This is a genomic window from Halosegnis rubeus, assembly GCF_009184545.1.
GTDB classification, from domain to species: domain Archaea; phylum Halobacteriota; class Halobacteria; order Halobacteriales; family Haloarculaceae; genus Halosegnis; species Halosegnis rubeus.
The window spans coordinates 535643-553928 of record NZ_QJOW01000002.1; the positions used below are offsets into that span (position 1 = coordinate 535643).

Annotated in this window: 21 protein-coding genes, 1 tRNA gene and 1 pseudogene; 11 read left to right on the plus strand and 12 right to left on the minus strand. The window is 66.5% G+C overall.

Features of this window, described 5'->3' with window-relative positions; all coding sequences use genetic code 11:
• Positions 1-33 precede the first annotated feature (33 nt).
• Complete coding sequence (locus DMP03_RS07460) at positions 34-471, plus strand: MaoC/PaaZ C-terminal domain-containing protein (protein ID WP_152120058.1); 438 nt, start codon at positions 34-36, stop codon at positions 469-471.
• Here DMP03_RS07460 and DMP03_RS07465 read toward each other — a convergent pair.
• Positions 468-749: a hypothetical protein gene (locus tag DMP03_RS07465; RefSeq protein ID WP_152120059.1), complete on the minus strand. Its 282-nt coding sequence runs from the start codon at positions 747-749 to the stop codon at positions 468-470. The two genes, DMP03_RS07460 and DMP03_RS07465, sit on opposite strands and share 4 nt — an antisense overlap.
• The gene (locus DMP03_RS07470; protein WP_152120060.1) at positions 746-1783 is read right to left on the minus strand and encodes a zinc-binding dehydrogenase; all 1038 of its coding nucleotides are present in this window, start codon (positions 1781-1783) and stop codon (positions 746-748) included. The genes DMP03_RS07465 and DMP03_RS07470 overlap by 4 nt, the downstream gene beginning before the upstream one ends.
• Before the next feature lie 89 nt (positions 1784-1872).
• Here DMP03_RS07470 and DMP03_RS07475 point away from each other — a divergent pair, with 89 nt between their 5' ends.
• The 3 genes from DMP03_RS07475 to DMP03_RS07485 are packed head-to-tail and all read left to right on the plus strand — an operon-like array spanning position 1873 to position 3551.
• A complete protein-coding gene (locus DMP03_RS07475) occupies positions 1873-2310 on the plus strand; it encodes a hypothetical protein (protein ID WP_152120061.1) in 438 nt (145 codons plus the stop codon).
• A 24-nt stretch (positions 2311-2334) separates the two neighbouring features.
• The gene (locus DMP03_RS07480) at positions 2335-2934 is read left to right on the plus strand and encodes a MogA/MoaB family molybdenum cofactor biosynthesis protein (protein ID WP_152120062.1); all 600 of its coding nucleotides are present in this window, start codon (positions 2335-2337) and stop codon (positions 2932-2934) included.
• Positions 2935-2954: 20 nt separating this feature from the next.
• Positions 2955-3551, plus strand: a complete 597-nt coding sequence (locus DMP03_RS07485) for an alpha/beta hydrolase (protein ID WP_152120063.1) — start codon at positions 2955-2957, stop codon at positions 3549-3551.
• On the opposite strand, the gene DMP03_RS07490 is transcribed toward DMP03_RS07485, so the two are convergent.
• The 4 genes from DMP03_RS07490 to DMP03_RS07505 all read right to left on the minus strand — a co-directional run bounded on the left by DMP03_RS07490 (position 3552) and on the right by DMP03_RS07505 (position 7179).
• Entirely contained in the window at positions 3552-3815 is a 264-nt protein-coding gene (locus DMP03_RS07490; protein ID WP_152120064.1) for a hypothetical protein, read from the minus strand. It lies immediately after the preceding gene.
• A 23-nt stretch (positions 3816-3838) separates the two neighbouring features.
• A complete protein-coding gene (locus DMP03_RS07495) occupies positions 3839-4465 on the minus strand; it encodes a rhomboid family intramembrane serine protease (protein ID WP_152120065.1) in 627 nt (208 codons plus the stop codon).
• Between the two features lie 66 nt (positions 4466-4531).
• Entirely contained in the window at positions 4532-6763 is a 2232-nt protein-coding gene (locus DMP03_RS07500) for an amino acid permease (RefSeq protein ID WP_152120066.1), read from the minus strand.
• On the minus strand, positions 6760-7179 hold the full coding sequence (locus tag DMP03_RS07505; RefSeq protein ID WP_152120067.1) for a universal stress protein: 420 nt from the start codon (positions 7177-7179) through the stop codon (positions 6760-6762). Before DMP03_RS07505 ends, DMP03_RS07500 begins: the two co-directional genes overlap by 4 nt.
• A 170-nt stretch (positions 7180-7349) precedes the next feature.
• On the opposite strand from DMP03_RS07505, the gene pyrG reads away from it, so the two are divergent.
• The 3 genes from pyrG to DMP03_RS07520 are packed head-to-tail and all read left to right on the plus strand — an operon-like array spanning position 7350 to position 10256.
• Positions 7350-8972: a glutamine hydrolyzing CTP synthase gene (pyrG, locus tag DMP03_RS07510; protein WP_152120068.1), complete on the plus strand. Its 1623-nt coding sequence runs from the start codon at positions 7350-7352 to the stop codon at positions 8970-8972.
• Entirely contained in the window at positions 8972-9889 is a 918-nt protein-coding gene (gene guaA / locus DMP03_RS07515) for a glutamine-hydrolyzing GMP synthase (RefSeq protein WP_152120069.1), read from the plus strand. The genes pyrG and guaA overlap by 1 nt, the downstream gene beginning before the upstream one ends.
• A gap of 40 nt (positions 9890-9929) precedes the next feature.
• Positions 9930-10256 (plus strand): DUF7126 family protein, encoded by a 327-nt coding sequence (locus DMP03_RS07520; protein WP_152120070.1) that lies wholly within the window; start codon positions 9930-9932, stop codon positions 10254-10256.
• Here the strand turns inward: DMP03_RS07520 and DMP03_RS07525 are convergent, their stop codons facing one another.
• Genes DMP03_RS07525 through DMP03_RS07535 form a run of 3 tightly spaced genes read right to left on the minus strand, consistent with a single transcriptional unit; the run spans position 10257 to position 12218 of the window.
• Complete coding sequence (locus DMP03_RS07525) at positions 10257-10631, minus strand: hypothetical protein (RefSeq protein ID WP_152120071.1); 375 nt, start codon at positions 10629-10631, stop codon at positions 10257-10259.
• 55 nt (positions 10632-10686) lie between these two features.
• Positions 10687-11367, minus strand: coding sequence for an MBL fold metallo-hydrolase (locus DMP03_RS07530; RefSeq protein ID WP_152120072.1), 681 nt, complete (start codon positions 11365-11367; stop codon positions 10687-10689).
• Between the two features lie 29 nt (positions 11368-11396).
• On the minus strand, positions 11397-12218 hold the full coding sequence (locus DMP03_RS07535; RefSeq protein WP_152120073.1) for an aldo/keto reductase: 822 nt from the start codon (positions 12216-12218) through the stop codon (positions 11397-11399).
• Between the two features lie 105 nt (positions 12219-12323).
• Here DMP03_RS07535 and ilvD point away from each other — a divergent pair, with 105 nt between their 5' ends.
• Positions 12324-14075, plus strand: coding sequence for a dihydroxy-acid dehydratase (gene ilvD / locus DMP03_RS07540; protein ID WP_152120074.1), 1752 nt, complete (start codon positions 12324-12326; stop codon positions 14073-14075).
• 86 nt (positions 14076-14161) lie between these two features.
• Here ilvD and DMP03_RS07545 read toward each other — a convergent pair whose 3' ends face one another.
• Positions 14162-16072, minus strand: coding sequence for a PGF-CTERM sorting domain-containing protein (locus DMP03_RS07545; RefSeq protein WP_152120075.1), 1911 nt, complete (start codon positions 16070-16072; stop codon positions 14162-14164).
• Between the two features lie 182 nt (positions 16073-16254).
• Between DMP03_RS07545 and DMP03_RS07550 the strand changes: the two genes are divergently transcribed.
• Together DMP03_RS07550 and DMP03_RS07555 are read left to right on the plus strand one after the other, a co-directional pair.
• Entirely contained in the window at positions 16255-16482 is a 228-nt protein-coding gene (locus DMP03_RS07550) for a hypothetical protein (RefSeq protein ID WP_152120076.1), read from the plus strand.
• Positions 16483-16529: 47 nt separating this feature from the next.
• The gene (locus DMP03_RS07555) at positions 16530-17570 is read left to right on the plus strand and encodes an LLM class flavin-dependent oxidoreductase (protein WP_152120077.1); all 1041 of its coding nucleotides are present in this window, start codon (positions 16530-16532) and stop codon (positions 17568-17570) included.
• 36 nt (positions 17571-17606) lie between these two features.
• Here DMP03_RS07555 and DMP03_RS07560 read toward each other — a convergent pair.
• A tRNA-Pro gene (locus DMP03_RS07560) sits at positions 17607-17677 on the minus strand.
• Positions 17678-17764: 87 nt separating this feature from the next.
• Between DMP03_RS07560 and DMP03_RS07565 the strand changes: the two genes are divergently transcribed.
• Entirely contained in the window at positions 17765-17965 is a 201-nt protein-coding gene (locus DMP03_RS07565) for a hypothetical protein (RefSeq protein ID WP_152120078.1), read from the plus strand.
• Positions 17966-18174: 209 nt separating this feature from the next.
• On the opposite strand, the pseudogene DMP03_RS14920 reads toward DMP03_RS07565, so the two are convergent.
• A pseudogene (locus tag DMP03_RS14920) lies at positions 18175-18286 on the minus strand (RNA-guided endonuclease InsQ/TnpB family protein); the annotation flags it as partial.

Genomic DNA, 18286 nt, shown 5'->3' on the forward strand with positions numbered 1-18286 from the left:
GGGATTTTTGTCTCGGACGGGTGTGCCGCGAGTATGCCAACCACCTACGATGACCTTCACGTCGGCTGGTCTGCGACCTACGGCCCGGCGGAGGTAGAGCGGGACTCGATGATCGCCTTCGCCGAACAGTTCGATCCACAGCCGATGCACCTCGACGCCGACGCCGCCCGCGCGAAGGGGTACGACGACGTGTTCGCGAGCGGACTCTACACCATCGGCACTGCGACCCGGCTGTTCGTGGAGCACTTCCTCAACGACTCGACCAACCTCGCGGGCCTCGGCATCGAGAATCTCCGGTGGCACGCGCCCGTCTATCCGGGCGATGAACTGTACGCCAGCCACGAGGTGACCGGGATGCGCGTCTCCGAGTCGGACGACTCGCGAGGCATCGTGACGCGTGACATCGAGATACAGCGGGGCGACGACACCGTCGTCTGCTCGTGGACGGTGTCGATCCTGATGGGGCGTTAAGGCCGCGTCGTCGCCCAGACGCCGAGCACGCCGAGTCCGAGCGCCGGAATCAACGGTAGCACGAGGAAGGCGTCACGGTAGCCGAGTCCGAGCGACTTCGTGAAGTTGCCCGCCTCGGGGATGTACAACAGCATGCCGGGAACGACGATGAGCGAGACGAACAGCCAGCCGACGAGAATCCAGCCGCGAAGCCCGAACTCGCGGTCGCGGTCAGTCGGCTTGACGCCGTGGCTGTCCTCGCCCGGGGCGTGGACGTATCCGTCGTCATCGTCGCTCATAGCTCGCTGTCGGGGACGACGACGACCTTCCCGAACCCTTCCCGCGCTTCGAGCATCTCGTGGGCGCGGGCGGCCTCGCTCATCGGGAGCACGTCGCGAATCTGTGGCTCGAAGGTGCCGTCCCACACCAACTCGAGGACGGCGTCGATGTCGGCGTTGGCTCCCATCGTCGAGCCGAGGATGTCGTACTGCTGCCAGAACAGGTCGGCGACGTTCACCTCCACCTTCGGGCCGCCGGTCGCGCCGCAGGTGACGATGCGGCCGGCTTTCGCCAGCGAGCTCATCGAGGCGTCCCACGTCGCGCCGCCGATGTGGTCGACCACCACGTCGACGCCGCGGCCGTCGGTCCGTTCGTTGACGAACTCGTCGAACGGTTCTTCCTCGTAGTTGACGACGTGGTCGGCACCCAGCTCCCGGGCCGCGTCGAGCTTCGCTGCCGTCGAACCGGTGGCGAACACCTCGCAGCCGGCGTGGTCGGCAATCTGGACCGCGGCGTGTCCGACACCGCCCGACGCGCCGAGGACGAGCACCGACTCCCCGGCCTCGATTTCGGCGCGGGAGTGGAGCATCCGCCACGCGGTCTGGAAGACGAGCGGCGCGGCCGCGGCCGTCTCGAAGTCGACGTGGTCGGGGACGTGGACGAGATTCTCCTCGGGGAGCGTCGTCTGCTCGGAGTGGACGCCCGTGGAGTGTTCGCCGATGATCGTGTACTCGACACACTGGGAGTGTTCGCCGGCGCGGCAGTGTTCACACTCGCCGCAGTACGAGCCGGAGGCGACGGCGACGTGGTCGCCCGTCTCGAACCGAGTGACGCCCTCGCCGACGGCGGCGACGACGCCGGCCGCATCGGAGCCTGGGATGTGCGGGAACTCGCCCGGGGAGGGCATCCCCTTGCGCGTCCAGATGTCGAGGTGATTGAGCGCGCCCGCCTTCACGTCCACGAGCACCTCACTGCGACCCGGCTCGGGGTCGGGTAGCTCGCCGTACTGGAGAACGTCGGTGTCACCGTGCTCCTCGTAGAAGATACCGTTCATAGCCGGGTGTTAGCCCCGATACACAAAGACGTGCCGAAGGTCGCGGTCGCATGCAAAAGGCCCATGCTCGCACGGGCGAACCCTCGCGTGTGACCCGCCGGACGACACGCTGGACGTATCTCGGACTCGCCCTGTTCGTCTGCGGGCTATTGCTTGCAGGTAGCGGCGCGGCCGCCCAACTCGACGCCCGCCAGTGTGCCAACGCGGCCTACATCCAGATCACCGACACCGACCGCATCGACGACTCGCTTGACGGCTACGACCGCGTCACGTTCGCGGACCTCAGCGACGAGAACCAGACGCTGTTCACCGCCGTCCGCGAGGCCGGCGGGAGTGCACTCACCGGCGGACAGCTCCCGACCGCGGTCGTCACTCGCGGCGACGAGTCGTATCTCGTCCTCACCGGCACCGAGCGGGAGCCGTGTGACCCGTGGGACCGCGAGCAGGTCATCGCACCCATCGTCGCCGGCACGCTTCTCGCCGGCGTGGGCGTCCCGCTCGTTCGAGGACGCGAACACGAGGCCTAACTGCGAGGCCTCCCCACGACCGGTATGACCGAGGGGAACGCAGACGAGCACGACGACCACGGCCACGAACACGAGGAGGGGCACGGGCACCACCACGACGATATCGAGACGCTCGGCGTGAGCGTCGTCACCATCTCCTCGACGCGGTCGCTCGACGACGACCCCTCCGGCGACGCCATCGTGAGTGCCTGTACCGACGCCGGCCACGATGTCGTTCACCGCGAACTCGTCCCCGACGACCACGACCGGATACAGTCCATCGTCGGCCAGCTGTCGAAGCGTGACGACACCGACATCGTCGTCACGACGGGCGGCACGGGCGTCTCTCCCGACGACGTGACCGTCGAGGCGGTCGACCGGCTGTTCGCCAAGCGGCTCCCTGGCTTCGGCGAACTGTTCCGCCGGCTCTCGTACGACGAGGTCGGCACGCGCGTCGTCGGCACCCGCGCGACCGCCGGCGTCGTCGAGGGCGTCCCCGTATTCTGTCTCCCCGGCTCGACGGACGCTGTTCGACTCGGCGTCGAGGAGGTCGTGCTCCCCGAGACACCCCACCTCGCCGGACTGGCCAGACACGAGGACGAAGCGGACGAAGAAACCGAATCCGGGGACGAAGACGCGAAGTAACACCGCACCGAACCGAGGGTATGACCGACAGCGAGACGGTACTCGTTCCCGGCGCGCGCGACGTGCGCGCCACCCTCGACTCTCCCGACGCCGACGCCTGCGTCGTCGCCTGTCCGCCCCATCCACAGATGGGCGGGAAACGGACCGACACCCGGCTCGAAGCCGTGAGCGACGACCTCGCGCCCAACGTGGCGACCCTCCGATTTGATTACGGCGCGTGGACCGAGGGCGAGGGGGAACTGACCGACGCCCGCAACGCCGTGGCGTGGGCACGCGAGCAGTACGACCGGGTCGCGCTGTTCGGCTACTCGTTCGGGGGCTGTATCGCCCTGCTCGCGGCTGCCCGCGAGGAGGTACACGGAGTTGCTGCGCTCGCGCCCGCCTCGCGGCTCTCCGCCGACCTCGACGCCGTCACAGCCGTCGACGCCATCGACTGTCCGGGCTACGTGCTCTACGGCGAGCGCGACACGACCGCCGAGTGGAAGCCCGTGGTCGAGCGGGCCCGCGCGGTCGGCTTCACCGTCGAGTCGCTGGGTGCAGACCACCACTTCGTCGGACAGTCACAGAAGGTCGCACGGCGGTGTGGTGGCTTCCTGCGCGACGCGCTTGACGCCTGACTACTGCGCGACGGTCGCGACGAGCGTCTCCAGTTCGGCTTTTCGGAACGGGCGCTCTCGGTCGCGGTCGGCGTCGAGACCCTCGACGCTTTCGGCGATGGCGGCATGCATCTCGCCTTTCGGCGGGAGCGGCTTCTCGACCGGCGAACCGACAGCGCCGGCGACGGCCGCCAGCGCCTCCTTCGTGAACGCGGTGGACTCGCGGCGCTCGTAGCGGTCGACCGCGACCCGAACGTCGTTCCGTAGGTCGTCGACGGTTGGCATACCCGGATGTCACACCCCGTGACCTATACCCTGTGGGTCCGTCGGTCGCCGCGACCGACGTGGAGCAGTCGCGCGCGCCCGGCCCCGAGACCGACGACCAGTCCCGCGAGGTGCGCGACGAACGCGGAGTTCGGCCCGCTCATCGCGACGGCGAGTCCGAGCCCGACCGCCAACAGCCCGGCCGGGACGACCCAGTTCGGAGCGCTCGCGTCTACGCCGTCGAGCAGTCGCATCGAGAGCGGATTTCCGGCGACGAGATAGCCAAGCAGCCCGAAGATTGCGCCCGACGCGCCGAGCACGCCGACGGCTCCCGTCACGGGAGCCAGAAGTATCTGTGCGAGTCCCGACACCGCACCCGTCGCGACGAAGAACGCGTGGTACCGGAGCCGGGTCGTCGTGCGCTCGACGGCCAAGCCGACGAAGACCAAGACGAGCGCGTTCGACAGGAGATGTCCCGGTCCGGCGTGGCTGTAGGTGCTCGTGACGAGGGTCCATGGCGTCACCGGGAACGCGGGCGTGAGTGCAAACAGTGGCGCGAATCCGACGACCGAGAGCGGAAACTGGACGAGGAAGACGACGGCGAGAGCGAGCAGCGTCTCGACGGTCGGCGACCGCCCGCCGCGTGCCGTCGTTCGTGGAACCGTGCCCATACGCTCGGTTAGGGGGCACGGACAGTGAATCTTCACCTCACAAAAGCGGCGTCGGCGGTATCCGGCTTATCGCGAGCCGAACAGCCGGTCGCGCAGCGAGCGGTCGTGTGCCGTCTCCGTCAGGAGCACGGTGCAGTCGAGGTCGTCGATGACATCCATCGTGAGCGAGTCGGAGACGAGCCGCGAGAGCAGCCCCTGTTCGGTCGCACCGATGGACAACAGGGTGGCGTCCCGCGCGGCCCGTTCGATGGCCGCCTCCACGTCGCCGGTCTCGACTCTGAGCGTGGCGTCCGGAAGCCCGTTGGCCTCGGCCCACTCATCGAGGAACTCGCGCCCCTCGGTCTCGTCGTCGGCGACGTGCAACAGCGTCACCTCCGAGTCGTAGGCGTCCCGGAGGATGCGGGCGACGGCCGCCGACAGTTCGGAGTCGGGACCACCGGCCGTCGGGACGAGCACCCGCGACGGGTCGAAGCCGCGGTCTTTCATGACGATGAAGTCACACGGGAGCTTCTGCATCACCTCGTCGTAGGCCGACTCGATGCGGCCCGGCGAGCCGTGGCTGTTCCCGCCCCAGCCCATGACGACGGTGTCGGCCTCGTGGGTCGTCGCGGCGTCGAACACCTCCTCGAAGCCGCGGTGGGAGATGACGGTGTGCGTCTCGATTGGCACCTCGAACTCCTCGGCGTCGAGCCGCGCCTGTTCGAGGACGCCGGCGGTGTCACCGTCGAACTCGCCGAGGTGCTCCTTGGCGTACTGGAGGTCGGTTTGGTCGGGGACGGTGACGATGTGGACGGCGTGGAGCGTGCCGCCGTGGTGTTTCGCGATGGCTCCCCCAAGCTTGATGAGGTCGCGTTCGGTGTTCGGATTCGCGAGCGGTACCATCACGCGGTAGTCGTTGGCGTCGGGTTCGACGGAGGCCGCCGCGGAGACGGCCGCGTCGGGAAGCTCATCGGAACGCGAGCGAATCCAGTCACCGAGCACGCCGCTTCTGGTCGTTCGCGACCGGGCGTAGAACAGATACCACAGCCCGGCGAAGACGACGAACCCGGCCCCGATGGCGATGACTCGCGGGTCGATGAAGTAGATTAGCGCCAGCGAGACGATTGCACCGACGATGGGCGTGAACGGATACAGCGGCACCGTGTAGCTGGGTTCGTACTCAGGCACGTCGGCTTCCCGCATCACGATGAGCGCCACGTTCAGGAGGGCGTAGATGACGAGATGGAGCACACTGCTGAGTGTCGAGAGCGTCTCCACGTTCGCCAGCAGGATGAAGACGAGAATCAGCCCGCCGGTCATGGCGATGGACTTGTACGGAGTGCCGTAGCGGTCGTGAATCTCGTTGAGATCGGGCGTGATGATGCGGTCGCGACCCATCGCGAAGTTAATCCGCGAAGACGCGAGGATGGAGGCGTTCGCCGATGAGGCCGTCGCCAGCAGGCCGCCGATGAGCAGCGCCGTTCCCAGCGGCCAGAAGATGAGCCGTCCCACCTCGACGACGGCAATCTGTTGTTCAGACAGCGCCGCGATGAACCCCGGCTCGACGGCCGCACTCATCACGATGAGCACGAGCGCGTAGATGACGGTCACGATGAGCACACTCCCGATAATTGCACGCGGGAGGTTCTTGCCCGGCTCTTTGATCTCCTCGGCGACGCTCGTAATCTGGACGAAGCCGAGATACGAGACGAAGATGAGACCAGTGGTCGCGAACATCGGCCCGTAACCGGTCGCCTCCGGCAGATTCGCCGCGTTCGCCTGCGTCGTTCCGAGGATGGTAAACGCCGCCAGGATGACGACGAGAATCCCGACGATGACGTTCTGGAGTTTGCCGGTTTCCTTTGCGCCCACGTAGTTGACGAAAGTGAACAGCGCCGCACCGAACAGTCCGATAATCTTCACCCACGCGATGGAGACGAGACCGAGTTCAAGACTCCCGGTGACGCCGATGATGTTCTGGATGTAGCGGCCGAACCCGACCATGTAGAAGGCCGAGGCGAACGCGAGCCCGAGCCAGTTCGACCAGCCGGCGATAGAGCCGAAGAAGGGACCGAGCGCGCGATTCACGTAGTAGTAGGCACCGCCGGATTTTGGCATTGCCGTCCCCAGCTCCGAGGCCGAAAAGGCGGTGAAGAGTGCGATAACGCCGCCAAGCACGAAGGAGACGACGGCGAATGAGCCGGCGTCGGTAATCGCCTGTCGCGGCAGCACGAAGATACCCGCACCGATCATTGTCCCGACGCCGATTGTGAGCGCGGCGAAGGGGCCGAGGTCCTTAGCGAGCTCCTCCTCGCTCACTGGTCGCCCCCGGGCAGTACGACGACTGGTCGGTCCGTCTCGTCGAGTAGCCTGCGGGTCACGCTCCCGGAGAGGAGTCGCTCGAACCAGCCGCCACCGCGGGGCGTGAACGCGAGCGCGTCGGCCCCCACCTCGGCGGCCGCGGCCAGCAACCCGTCGGCGATGTTGGTGTCGTAGACGATGTCCGTCTCGACGGACTCACCGTACGTCTCCTCGAACCGCTCGAACGCCTCGGCGGCGGCCTCCTCGCGCTGCTTGACGCCCGCCTTGTCCGGTGCGCCGCCGGCCTTCTCGACGACGTGGACCACGGTGACGCGGTCGGTCTCGAGATGGTCGGCCAGCGCCTCGGCGGTCGATTCGGCGTCGGTGTCGGAGGCAACCGGGACGAGGACGTGTTCGAACTGTCCCTTAGCCATGGAACGGTCCCTCCGGTGGCGTTCGCTGGTGTGTGTGTCCGGTCATACTGCTAGCGACCAGCCGATACTGTATAAGCGTTCACACCACGGCGGGCAGTTCTGCCGGTGGTCTCTGCCGCCGGGGTCGGTGGATTCACAACGGTTTTGACGTGGCCCCGACGACGGTCAGTATGCCGACGGAACTCACCGAGTACGACCCGAGCATGGGTCGGAAGTTCATTTTCGTTACAGGGGGTGTCATGTCCGGACTGGGGAAGGGAATTACCGCCGCCAGCACCGGCCGACTGCTCGCGAACGCCGGGTTCGACGTGACCGCCGTGAAGATCGACCCGTATCTCAACGTCGACGCGGGGACGATGAACCCCTACCAGCACGGCGAGGTGTACGTCCTGAAGGACGGCGGCGAGGTCGACCTCGATCTGGGGAACTACGAGCGGTTCCTCGATATCGACATGACCTTCGACCACAACATCACGACGGGCAAGACCTACCAACACGTCATCGAGAAGGAGCGCGCCGGCGATTATCTCGGCAAGACGGTCCAGATTATCCCCCACATCACCGACGACATCAAGCGCCGGATTCGGGAGGCAGCCGAGGGATCGGACGTGTGTATCATCGAGGTCGGCGGCACGGTCGGCGACATCGAGGGGATGCCGTATCTGGAGGCGCTCCGGCAGTTCGCCCACGAGGAGGACGACGGCGACATTCTCTTTACCCACGTCACGCTCGTCCCGTACTCACAGAACGGCGAGCAGAAGACGAAGCCGACCCAACACTCGGTGAAGGAACTGCGCTCTATCGGTCTCCAGCCGGACATCCTCGTCGGGCGCGCCGACGACGAACTCGAACCACACACGAAAGAGAAGATTGCGCTCTTTTGTGACGTGCCGACGGACGCCGTCTTCTCGAACCCCGACGTGCCCGACGTGTATCAGGTCCCGCTCGTCGTGGAAGACGAGGGACTCGACCAGTACGTGATGGAGCGGCTCGACCTCGCCAAGGAGGCGCTGCCCGAGTCGGCGCGTGAAAACGAGTGGCGCGAACTCGTCACCCAGGAGACAACCGGTGAGGTGGACATCGCGCTTGTCGGGAAGTACGACCTCGAGGACGCCTACCTGTCCGTCCACGAGGCGCTGAAACACGCCGGTCTCGACCAGGGCGTCGACGTGAACGTGTTGTGGGTCGACGCCGAGGAGATGACCGACGACCACCGCGACCGACTCGAACGCGCCGACGGTCTCGTCGTCCCCGGCGGCTTCGGGGCCAGGGGGACCGGCGGGAAGATCGAGGCCGTCCGCTACGCCCGCGAGCACGACGTTCCCTTCCTCGGGCTGTGTCTCGGCTTCCAGATGGCCGTCATCGAGTTCGCGCGCAACGTCTGCGGGCTGGACCGCGCCGACTCGACGGAGTTCGAAGCGGAGACCCCTCACCCGGTCATCGCCATCCTCCCCGAGCAGTACGAAGTCGAGGACATGGGCGGGACGATGCGGCTCGGTGCCCACGAGACCCAGATTCAGGAGGGGACGCTCGCCGCTGACCTCTACGGCAGCGACTCCTGTACGGAGCGCCACCGCCACCGCTACGAGGTGAACCCAGAGTACATCGACGAACTCGAAAGCGCCGGAATAACGTTCTCCGGGCGCGCAGGCAATCGCATGGAGATACTCGAACTCGACGACCACCCGTACTTCGTCGGCACGCAGTTCCACCCCGAGTTCCGCTCGCGCCCCGGGCGCGCATCGCCGCCGTTCGTCGGTCTGCTCGATGCCGTGCTCGGAGGTGACGACTGATGGTCGACGTCGAGTCGTTCATCCCCGAGGCGAAAGCCGAGATTCAGGAGGCAGTCGGCGACGAGGAGGCCATCATCGCCCTCTCCGGCGGCGTCGACTCTTCGGTCGCCGCCGCGCTCACCCACGAGGCGATCGGCAATCACCTGACCGCCGTCTACGTCGACACCGGCCTGATGAGAAAAGGTGAGACCGAAGAGATTCGCGAGACGTTCGCGTTCATGGACGGGCTTCGCGTCGTCGACGCGCGCGACCGCTTCCTCACCGCCCTCGAGGGCGTCACCGACCCCGAGGAGAAGCGCCACGTCATCGGCGAGCAGTTCATCCGCGAGTTCGAGCGCGAGGCACAGGCGGCCGACGCCCGCTATCTCGTGCAGGGGACAATCTATCCCGACCGCATCGAGTCGGAAGGGAACATCAAGTCCCACCACAACGTCGGCGGGCTGCCCGAGGTCGTCGACTTCGACGGCATCGTCGAGCCGTGTCGCGACCTCTACAAGGACGAGGTGCGCGAGGTCGCCCGCGCCCTCGAGTTGGAGGAGATCATCTCCGAGCGGATGCCGTTCCCGGGACCGGGTCTCGCCGTCCGCATCGTCGGGGAAGTGACCGCGGAGAAGGTGGAGGTCGCCCGCGAATCGTGTCACGTCGTCGAGGAGGAGACGGAAGCACACGAGCCGTGGCAGGCGTTCGCGGCCGTAATCGGGAAGGCGACGGGCGTGAAGGGCGACAACCGCGTCCACGGCTGGGTCGTCGCCGTCCGTTCCGTGGAGTCGCGCGACGGGATGACCGCCCGCGCACAGGAACTCGACTGGCAGACACTCCAGCGCATCCAGTCGCGCATCACCGGCTCGCTCGACAACGTCTCGCGGGTCGTCTACGACGTGACTCACAAGCCGCCTGCGACGATCGAGTACGAGTAGGACAGAACAAGCTTATCCCCGTCAGCGCGAACGCTCGTGTATGACCCGCGCTGTTATCGCCGGCAACGACGTGTCAAGTCTCGGTGAGGCCCTCACGACCGAGGGCGTCGACGTGACGACCGCCGCCGGCACCGCAAACCGCGACGCGCTCGAAGCCGCCGGCATCGCCGAGGCGGACGTACTCGTCATCACCGAGATGCGACTGGCCACCTCGATTCCCGTCGCGAAGGAACTGAACCCCGACGTTCGGGTCGTCGTCTACGCCGAAGGCTCGCTCCCCGACTTTGCGCGCGGACAGGCCGGCCACATCCTCGACCCGAAGCTGATGGACCCGAGCTTCGTCGCGGAAGAGGTCGCCGCGGCCTGATCACTCGACTCGTTCGACCGCCGGCTTACAACACTCCGCCAGCAGCGCTTCGGGCGTCTGCTCGCCCGATTGGACGCGCGACTCGTAGCCGAGCATGAACTCCTCGGCCACCGCCAAGGCACCGCTGCGGTCGGCGATACCGGTCCGAATCGGATCGGTGCCCTCGAAGTTCGTCTTCCCGCCGTGGACGACGCCGACGCGCCACTGTTCGCTGCGGTCGTGGACGTTTTGCGTCTCCGGGAGCACGTGGACGGCAATCGGCTCCTCGCAGTCGTACTCGAACAGCGTCGGGTCCCGCGGGTTGTACTTCTCGATGATCTCCGGCGGCTGTTCGACTTCGCTCCAGCCGGTCGGGGAAGGATGACCCCGACTCATGCCCGAATGTAAGAGTGGCGGCCGCAAAAACGCAGGGATAGGGCGGTCGAATCGGCTACAGGCGGGCGATTCGCTCGCCAAGCTCGGCGAGTCGAACCGCACCGTTGCGGACGAACGGGACGCCGTGGCCCATCGCCAACACCTCGACTGCCGGTTCCGCGTCGGCCAGATACTCGATGGAGTCGCGGACGCGCTCGGTGTCGTAGCTCATCGGCTTGGGGGAGGGACCGAGGTCGCCGTCGCTCTCGCGCACGAGGTCGCCGACGAACGCGACCGACAGCGTCTCGCTCACGTACGCGACGTGGCCGGGCGTGTGTCCCGGCGTGTAGTAGACGGTGAAGGAGCCGACGGTGTCGCCGTCCGCGACGCCGGTCACCTCACCCGCTGGCGGGGTGGTGACGGTTCCGGTGACGCGCTGGAGTGCGCCCTTCAGATTCCCGAGCGGCGGTTTCTCGTCGCCGATGAAGAAGCCGCGGTCGCTCGCCCCGATGTAGATCTCCGCGTCCAAACCGAGCGCGGCGAGTGCGCCGACGTGGTCCACGTCGTAGTGGGTGATGAGCACGCGCTCGATATCCGTGAGCGCGTAGCCGGCCTCCGCCACCGCGGCCCGAATCGTCTGCTCGTCGCGGGGCGTCCCCGCATCGATGAGCGTCAGCGTGCCGTCGTCGTCGGCCAGATACGCGTTGACGCCGCTGCACTCGATCTGCCAGACTCCCTCCCGGAGTTGTTTCATCACACCGACGCTACGTCACGCGCGGAGTTAAGTCACCCCGGAAGGTAGCCGCGGACGAAGCCCTTGAGCGCACGGCCACGCGAGGGCTGGCGAACCGTCTCCACCTCCGCGGGCGTGAGTTCGAAGTCGAACACGTCGAAGTTCGCCTCGATGTGCTCACGGCTCGTCGCCTTCGGCACGGTCGCGACCCCTTGCTGGAGGAGCCATCGGAGCGCTACCTGCACCGCCGACTTGTCGTAGCGCGACCCGACCTCGGCGAGTACGGGGTCATCGAGGACGGCACCGTGGCCGAGCGGCGAGTACGCCGTCAACAGCACGTCGTGGATGGCACAGTAATCCTGCATCCCGCTCTGTGGCCAGTAGGGGCTGAACTGCACCTGATTCGTGAAGATTGGCTCCGTCGCGTGCCTGCGGGCGCGGTCGAGGCGGTCGATGTTGAAGTTGGAGACGCCGACGTGTCGCACCTTCCCGTCGGCGACGAGATCACACATCGCGTCGAGCGTCTCCTCGACGGGCGTGCGCTGGGCCGGATTGTGGATGAGCAGCAAGTCAAGCTCCGACAGTCCGAGCCGGGCGATTGACTCCTCTGTCGTTCGCAACACGTCCTCGTAGTCGCGGTTACCGACGTTGAGCTTCGTCGTGACGAACACGTCGTCGCTGTCCACGTCGCTGTCTGCGAGCGCGTCGCCGACCTGCCGCTCGTTCCCGTACGCCTGTGCGGTGTCGAGATGGCGATATCCGACGTCGAGGGCGTCCCTGACGGCCGTATAGCAGGTCTCGCCGGTGAGTCGCCACGTGCCGAAGCCGAGTGCCGGCACCTCCGTTCCGTTGACCGTGAGTGTCGTCTGGTCCATACGCCGAATACGGGAGGCAAGCGAATAGACCTGTGGGCGGAGACGCGTGGCTGCAACATCTGTTCGGGCGTGCATCCTTATCCCTGTCCAACGCAAGCGGCTACTATGAGCCAGCAGGAGCCGCCAGAGCAGACTCCCGACATCCCCGAGAAGGACGCCAACCTCCGGTCGCGTGAAGTGACTGAAGGAGCCGAACGAGCCCCACACCGCGCGATGTTCCGCGCGATGGGGTTCGACGACGACGACCTCGCCAGCCCGATGGTCGGGATTGCCAACCCCGCGGCCGACATCACGCCGTGTAACGTCCACCTCGACGACGTGGCGACGGCCGCCCTCGACGGCGTGGACGCCAACGGTGGGATGCCAATCGAGTTCGGCACCATCACCATCTCCGACGCCATCTCGATGGGAACCGAGGGGATGAAGGCCTCGCTCATCTCCCGAGAGGTCATCGCCGACTCCGTCGAACTCGTCTCCTTCGGCGAGCGCATGGACGCACTCGTCACCGTCGCCGGCTGTGACAAGAACCTCCCCGGGATGATGATGGCTGCCATCCGGACGGACCTCCCCTCGGTCTTTCTCTACGGCGGGTCCATCATGCCCGGTAACCACGAGGGCCGCGAGATAACCGTCCAGAACGTCTTCGAGGGCGTCGGCGCGGTCGCCTCCGGAGAGATGACGGAAGACGAACTCGTGGAGATGGAACACGACGCCTGTCCCGGTGCCGGCTCCTGTGGCGGGATGTTCACCGCCAACACGATGGCGTCCATCTCCGAGGCGCTCGGACTCGCACCCCTCGGCTCCGCCTCCCCGCCCGCCGAAGCGCCAGAACGCTACCAGACCGCAGAGCGCGCGGGCGAACTCGTCTTGGAGTGTGTCGAGACCGACCGCAGACCCTCTGACATCCTCACGAAGGCGAGCTTCGAGAACGCCATCGCCCTCCAGGTCGCCGTCGGCGGCTCTACCAACGCCGTGCTCCACCTGCTCGCGCTCGCCGCCGAGGCCGGCATCGATCTCTCCATCGAGGAGTTTGACGAGATATCCAAGCGTACCCCGAAAATCGCGAACCTCCAGCCCGGCGGGACCCGCGTCATGAACGACCTCCACGAGGTCGGCGGGATTCCGGTCGTCGTCCGCCGGCTCGTCGAGGGCGGCTACATGGACGGCGACGCCGCGACCGTCACCGGCAACACCATCGCCGAGGAGCTGGCCGAACTCGAAGCCAGCGGCCACCTTCCCGCCGACGAGGACATCGACGAGGCGTTCCTCGCACCGGTGGACGACCCGTTCCACGAGGAGGGTGCCATCAAGATTCTCACCGGCAACCTCGCGCCCGACGGCGCAGTGTTGAAAGTAACCGGCGAGGACAAGTGGTACCACGAGGGACCGGTCCGCGTCTTCGAGAACGAGGAGGACGCGATGGCGTACGTCCAAGAGAGTCACATCGAATCGGGCGACGTGCTCGCCATCCGGAACGAAGGGCCGCAGGGCGGTCCCGGGATGCGTGAGATGCTCGGCGTGACGGCCGCGGTCGTCGGGGCCGGCCACGAAGACGACGTGGCCCTGCTCACCGACGGACGCTTCTCCGGAGCGACCCGTGGGCCGATGATTGGGCACGTCGCCCCCGAGGCGTACGTCGGTGGGCCGATTGGCGCGCTCGAAGACGGTGACGTGGTCCGTATCGACGTTGACGAGCGCACGATGGAGGTCGACCTCTCTGATGATGAGTTAGAAGCGCGCCTCGACGAGCGCGACCAGCCCGAACTGAACTACACGACCGGCGTGCTCGCGAAGTACGGTCAGACGTTCGGCTCTGCGGCCAACGGCGCGGTGACGAATCCGGGCGCGAAACGGTAACGAAACCACTGACTTTCACTCGCGTTCGCTGGAGAGTGGTAGCTATCGGCACGTGAGCGCGTTCCAAAGAAGGGCCGCGCGTGTTGTTACTCGCGGCGCGCGAGGAAGGCAGCGCCGGCGAGTGCGACCAGTGCGACGGCGACACCGAAGCCGGGCTGTGAGCCTTCACTGGTGTCGGTGCCGCTCGACCGGTCGATATCCAGGTAATCGTAGGCGTTCTCAACGTCGACGCTCGGGAACGTGCGGTCGTACTCGCCCGCGAGGTTCACCTCGGTGTCCTCGCCGACCGGTTCGAGCCCGCGCACGTCCTCCTCGGTCGCGTCGGCGCTGACGGCACCCGAGAGCCGCATGTAGACGTTCGCGCTCTCGGAGCCGTTCTGCTCACCCACGATGCTGGACGGGAGCGACTCCGCGCCCGACAGCTGCTGGTACACCGAGGCGAGCTGTTGCATGTTGCGGAACGACGCACCCGCTTCCATCTGGACCTGCCCGTCGCTGACGGAGATGTCGGTGCGTGCACGCTGGAAGCCGGCGTCCTCGAACGCCTGTGCGAGCCGGCTCACGTCGGAGCCGTTCTCCGTCGTGCTCGTGACGGAGCTGAGCACGTTCGAGACGAGTTCGTCCTGCTGGACGGTCACGGAGCCGTCGGCGGCGATCTCGTCACCATCGAGCCCGGCCTGCAGGCTCACCTCGCTGTTGGCAAGTTCGACGCCGCGATCGGCGAGCGCCTGCCGGTAGGCCTCCCAGTTTTCGGTCTCGTAGCCGGCGTTCAGCGTCACGTCCGTGCCGCTGTCGGCCTGTGAGACGGAGCCGTCGAGGGTGAACGTCTGGACCATGCCGGACTCCTGTTGTGCGTCGAGCGTCTGCTGGATCCGGTCGAAGCTTGCGTTGTAGGAGGCGGGCAGCGAGGTGCCGGCCGGCATCGACGCCGACTGAAGTACCGTGTAGTAGGCGCGGAGCGCGCCGTCGTAGTTCTCAACGTCGGCGGTGTAGCTGTACTCGTTCGTTCCGTCGCTGGTACTCGTCGAGAAGCCGGCTTCGTTAATCTGCATCTCGGCGATCTGCTCACCGACGGTCTCGGCTTCCGACTGTGTCAGGTCGTACTGCTCGGACGAGGCGAGCGTCGTGGCGACCTGCTCGGAGAGCCCGTCGTCGATGCCGCTGTACTCGACGGTGAACTCCATGTCGAGCATCCCGTCGGCGAAGGAGTCGGTCGCGTTCGAGAAGGAGTACGACTCGAGGGTCACGGACGCTTCACCGCCCAGCTGGGTCGCCAGCGAGCCGTACTGTTGGGTGATCGTCCGTTCGGCCGCACTGCGGGTGTTCCAGTTGTCGACCGCGTAGGAGTACACCGGCCGGTCCTGGGCTGCATCGAGCGTGTAGCCGCTGTCGTCTTCCGTCACCGTGAACGACTGGCTCTGTTCCGTGCCGGAACCGAAGCCGGTGGAGAAAGAGACCTGGCCGTCGGCGGTGACCCGGTCCGGACCGACACGCAGTTCATTCTGGAGGTCGGTCGATTCGACGAGCCCGGCGACGCCGGCGCTCTCGTCGATGCCGGCATCGAGCGAGACGTCGGCGTTCGACTCCGTGTCACTCTGGACGAGGTTCGCGTCCAGCGAGAACGACGACAGCGCGTCCGGCGACGGCGTCGCCAGCGAGCCGTTCATCGCGACGCGGTCCGGGTCGAGCACCGTCGTGAACTCGCCGGTCGTCTCGGACGCGCTCGTCATGTTCTGGACGAACAAGGCGTGTGCGACGCCTTCGCCCACGTTGAGTCCGAAGTTCGTGGTCTCGACGGTCCCGTCGGTCGGGGACTCGGTCTCTTGTTCGTACACGAGGACGACGTCGCCGTCGTCGGTCACGTACGCACTATCCGCCTCGGGCGGTGTCGGCCACTCGGGACCGTCTTCCTGTGTCTCCTGTGCACCGGCGACACCGGCCATCGGCGTCGCGATGAGGAGGGTGGCGAAGACAACCGCGAGGAGTCGGCTACGCACAGCCGACCACCCCACGGCGGGTCGGGCGGGCCGAATTCAGGACGACAGTAGGTGTGTCCACACGCGCAGGTGTACGCGATTCGTTATAAAGTATGTCACTCTGACAGCTCTCCGTCTCCGTCTCCGGAATCGTCGGTAGCCACCAGCTAACTATATACTCACAGTGCCCCTAGTTCTGTAGCATGTCTCAACAGTCGCTCTCGACACCCCACGTGTCGCTCCTCCGCGAGATACGCGCGAACCCCGCGGGCTGTTCCGCCGCCGACATCCACGTCGCCGCCGCGAACAACGACATCAACGACCCCGACGCCGTCGTCGACGCACTCGTCGATTCCGGACTCGTCCACCGGCTCGGAAACGAGCCGCGGACGTGGTACGTCGTCTCCCCGACCGGTCGCGCGCTCACCTGAACCGGCCGCCGGACAAGCGCTTTTGTCCGCGCAGGGTAAGCACAACCGTGAAGCTCTCTCTCGTCGACCTCTCGCCGGTCCCCCGCGACGGAACGGCGACCGACGCATTCGCTAACACCGTCGAGACCGCACAACGCGCCGAGGCTCTCGGATTCGAGCGCGTCTGGGTCGCAGAACACCACGGTCGCGGTGCGTCGCTCGCCGGCACCACGCCGGAGGTGTTGCTCGGTCGCCTCGCGGGCGCGACCGATTCGATTCGGCTCGGCTCCGGGGCCGTTCTCCTCAACCACTACAGCCCGTACAAGGTGGCCGAGGTGTTCGCCACGCTCGATGCCCTCGCTCCCGGCCGTATCGACGCCGGACTCGGTCGGGCGAACGGCTCGCCCGCGGTCGACCGCGCACTCCAGACGAGCCGCCGCGTCCAGAATCCGAACGAGGACCACACCGAGAAGATCGAGGCCGTGGTCTCACATCTGTCCGACCAGTTTCCCGACGACCACCCGTACAGCGACATCGAGCTCCCGCGTTCGGCGTCGGGTACGCCAGCGCCGTGGGTACTCGGCTCCAGTCCGTCCAGCGGTGAAATCGCCGGCAAGCTCGGACTTCCGTACTGCTTTGCCGGCTTCATCCGACCGGGGTTCGGCGAGCGTGCCTGCCAAACCTACCGCGACAGCTTCGAGCCGTCCGACTCACCCATCGGCGTCGATTCGCCGACGGTGATGGTCGCGCTCAACGCCATCGCCGGTGACACCGACGAGGAAGCAGCCCGCTACCGCGCTGTCGCCGAGGCGTCGTACCAACGGATGCAGCGCGGTGATGTCGGCGCTCGCCCGACGGTAAAGGAAGCCATCGACGAACTCGGCAGCGTCCCAGAGCCGACTCCGACGACTCTCGATGGCGGGGAGTTTCCGCGGGCAATCTCCGGTAGCCCGGAGACGCTCGCGGGGCTGTTCGGCCAGCTCACCGACCGGCTCGGTGCCGAGGAGGTGATGCTCCAGCAGATTGCCCCCGACCACGAGACGAAGCTCCGGTCGCACGAACTCATAGCCGAGGCGGTCGGCGTCGGGTCGCGGCTGGCAAAACAGTGAGCCTTCGACCGTGCAGTCGCTCGCGAGGAATCGAAGTGGGACCGCCGAGAATTGAACTCGGGTCCAACGGACCCCATCCGCAGAGGATACCACTACCCCACGGTCCCAAGCATCCCAAGGAAACACGGGTTCGCCGTTAAGCGTGTCGTTTTGCGTCCCCGCGGAGTTATGTGGCGATCGTGAGTCGTGGGGGTGTGATACCGCTCCAAACCGGTCTCGACGCCGACATACAGACGTTCATCGAAACCACCCTCGTTCCGAACGCCGTCGAGTTCGCGACGAACGCAGCGACGTTCCTACTCACGGTCGCAATTGTCTACTACGCCGGCAAGGCGACGCTTCTCCCGCTCACCGAGGAACCCTCCGAGCGCGAGGGGCCGGCGAGACGCTCGTGAAGCCAGCTCGAAAGCTGACGCTCGTGGGGGTCGGCTTGCTCGCAGTCACGGTCGGCTTTGCCGTCGCCGGGTTCGGAAATCTCCTCTCGTCGATCGCGACTGTCGTCGCGGCGTTGACCCTCGCAATCGGCTTCGCCTCACAAGATCTCATTGGGAACCTCGTCGCCGGCGCGTTCCTCATCGGTGATCCCAAGGTGAACTACCCCACCCTACTCAGCCACTGTTGTGGCTTCGTTGAGGGTGGGGCTTCCTGTTTCGATGACGCGCTTTGCAGACACCGAAGTGGTGTCCGTAGGGAGCGCAGTCTCCACAGGCGTGGAT